The organism is Brevundimonas sp. CURTG3B2_SDJG (assembly GCF_057364705.1).
Window position 1 is genome coordinate 1 of record NZ_JBNFOJ010000351.1, and the last position, 2,682, is coordinate 2,682.

1 protein-coding gene and 1 pseudogene are annotated in these 2,682 nt (G+C 69.8%); both read left to right on the forward strand.

What is annotated here, in order from left to right; genetic code table 11:
• Window positions 1-1,529, forward strand: a pseudogene (argS, locus tag AC2W7C_RS16400) (arginine--tRNA ligase); the annotation flags it as partial.
• 29 nt (window positions 1,530-1,558) lie between these two features.
• On the forward strand, window positions 1,559-2,566 hold the full coding sequence (locus AC2W7C_RS16405; RefSeq protein WP_486002349.1) for an adenosine deaminase: 1,008 nt from the start codon (window positions 1,559-1,561) through the stop codon (window positions 2,564-2,566).
• Window positions 2,567-2,682: the final 116 nt, after the last annotated feature.

A 2,682-nucleotide genomic window follows, 5' to 3' on the forward strand; every position in this document is an offset into this window, starting at 1 on the left:
AGGTGGCGGCCGACGCCGCCCAATTCGGGGCGCCGCGACGGTGGCCGAGCCGCGCAAGGTCGTCATCGACTACGGCGGCCCTAACGTCGCCAAGCCGATGCACGTCGGCCACCTGCGCTTCCTCGATCATCGGCGAGAGCCTCAAGCGCCTGTTCGACTTCCGCGGCGACGAGGTCACCGGCGACGCCCACTTCGGCGACTGGGGCTTCCAGATGGGCCTACTGATCGTGGCGCTGGGAGACGAGGCGACCACTCTCTCCCACCGCGCGGCGCCCTTCTTCGCCGAGCACCAGGGGCCCTTCCCCGCCGAAAGCCCGGTGTCCCTCGAAGACCTGGAACGCCTCTACCCCCAGGCCGCCGCGAGGGCGAAGACCGATCCCGAGTTCCGGGACCGGGCGCGACGCGCCACGGCGGAGCTGCAAGCGGGCCGCGCCGGCTTCCGCGCCCTGTGGGCCCACTTCGTGGCGGTCAGCCGCGTGGCGCTCGAACGGGAGTTCGGCGCGCTCGGGGTCACCTTCGATCTGTGGAACGGCGAGAGCGACGCCGATCCCCTGATGCCGGAGATGTTCGACCATCTCACGCGGACCGGCCTGCTGGTCGAGGACGACGGCGCCCGGGTGGTCCACGTCGCCCGGCCCGGCGAGACCCGCAAGAAGAAGCTGGCCGACGGCTCGGTGATCGAGGCGCCGTCTCCCCCGCCCCTGCTGGTCATCAGCTCGGAAGGCTCGGCCATGTACGGCACCACCGACCTGGCCACCATCCTGGACCGGAAGCAGAAGATCGGGCCCGACCTGATCCTCTACGTCGTCGACGAGCGCCAGGCCGAGCATTTCGAGCAGGTGTTCCGCGCCGCCTACCTGGCCGACTACGCCGCCAGGGGCTCGCTCGAGCACCTCGGCTTCGGCACCATGAACGGCCCGGACGGCAAGCCCTTCAAGACCCGCGCCGGCGGCGTGCTGAAGCTGCACGACCTGATCACCATGGCGACCGACAAGGCGCGCGAGCGGCTGCGCGAGGCCAAGCTGGGCGACGACCTGAGCCCCGAGGAATTCGAAGCCACCGCCCACAAGGTGGCGGTCGCGGCCCTGAAGTTCGCTGACCTGTCGAACGCGCGCACCACCAGCTACGTCTTCGACCTCGACCGCTTCATGAGCTTCGAGGGCAAGACCGGCCCCTATCTGCTGTACCAGGCCGTGCGCATCAAATCCCTGCTGCGCCGCGCCGCCGACCAGGGCGCCGGGCCCGGTCCGATCACGATCGCCGAACCGGCCGAACGCGACCTGGCCCTGACGCTGGACGCCTTCTCCCAGGCCGTCGCCGAGGCCTACGACAAGCGCATGCCGCACGTGATCGCCGAGCACGCCTACCGCCTGGCCCAGTCGTTCTCGAAATTCTACGCCGCCTGCCCCGTGCTGGCCGCGCCCGACGAAGCGACCAAGGGCTCGCGCCTGACGCTGTCCAAGGCGACGCTGGACCAGCTGGAGACCGCGCTCGGCCTGCTGGGCATCGACACGCCGGAGCGGATGTAGGCTAAGCTCCGCCCGAGGGAGGAGCTTCCATGTCGCTGGACGCCTACATCGCCGGCCTGCCCAAGGCCGAACTGCACCTGCACATCGAGGGCTCGCTGGAGCCCGAGCTGATGTTCGAGCTGGCGCGACGGAACGGCGTCGCCATTCCCTTCGACAGCGTCGAGGCCGTGCGCGCGGCCTACGCCTTCTCCAACCTGCAGGACTTCCTGGACATCTACTACGCCGGCGCCGCCGTGCTGCTGACCCGCCGGGACTTCGAGGACCTGGCCTTCGCCTATTTCCGGCGCGCCGCCGCCGACAACGTGCGCCACGCCGAAATCTTCTTCGACCCCCAGACTCACACCGACCGCGGCGTGCCCTTCGGGGTGGTGGTCGAAGGCCTGGCCGCCGGCATGGAGCGGGCCCGGACCGAGCTGGGCGTCACCTCGGGCCTGATCCTCAGCTTCCTGCGCCACCTGACCGAGGACGAGGCCTTCGCCACCCTGGAGATGGCCAAGCCGTATCTGCATCACTTCGTCGGCGTCGGCCTGGACTCATCCGAGGTCGGCCATCCGCCCTCCAAGTTCCAGCGCGTCTTCGCCGCGGCCGGCGAACTGGGCCTCAAGCTCTGCGCCCACGCCGGCGAGGAGGGGCCGCCCGAGTACGTCCGCGAGGCCCTGGACCTGCTGCACATCGACCGCATGGACCACGGCAACCGTTCGATGGAGGACGAGGGCCTGATCCAGCGTCTGGCCGCGTCGCGGATGACCCTGACCGTCTGCCCCCTGTCCAATCTGAAGCTCTGCGTCGTGAAGGACCTGAAGGACCACCCGGTCCCCGAGATGCTGCGCCGCGGCCTGCACGTGACCCTGAACTCGGACGACCCCGCCTATTTCGGCGGCTATGTGAACGCCAACTACGCCCGGCTCGCCGAGGCCGTCGGCCTCACTCGCGAGCAGGTGACGCAGATCGCCGTCAACAGCTTCGAGGGCAGCTTCCTGAACGACGCCGACAAGGCGGCGCACATCGCGGAAGTGAAGACCTACGCGGCGACGTGACCCTCACCTCCCCATCGCCCTTCAAGGCGATGGGGAGGACAGACGGCGAAGCCGTCAGGAGGGGGCGACGCCGGCGGCGGCCCATTCGAGCTCCGATCCCATCCGCCGGCGTCGCC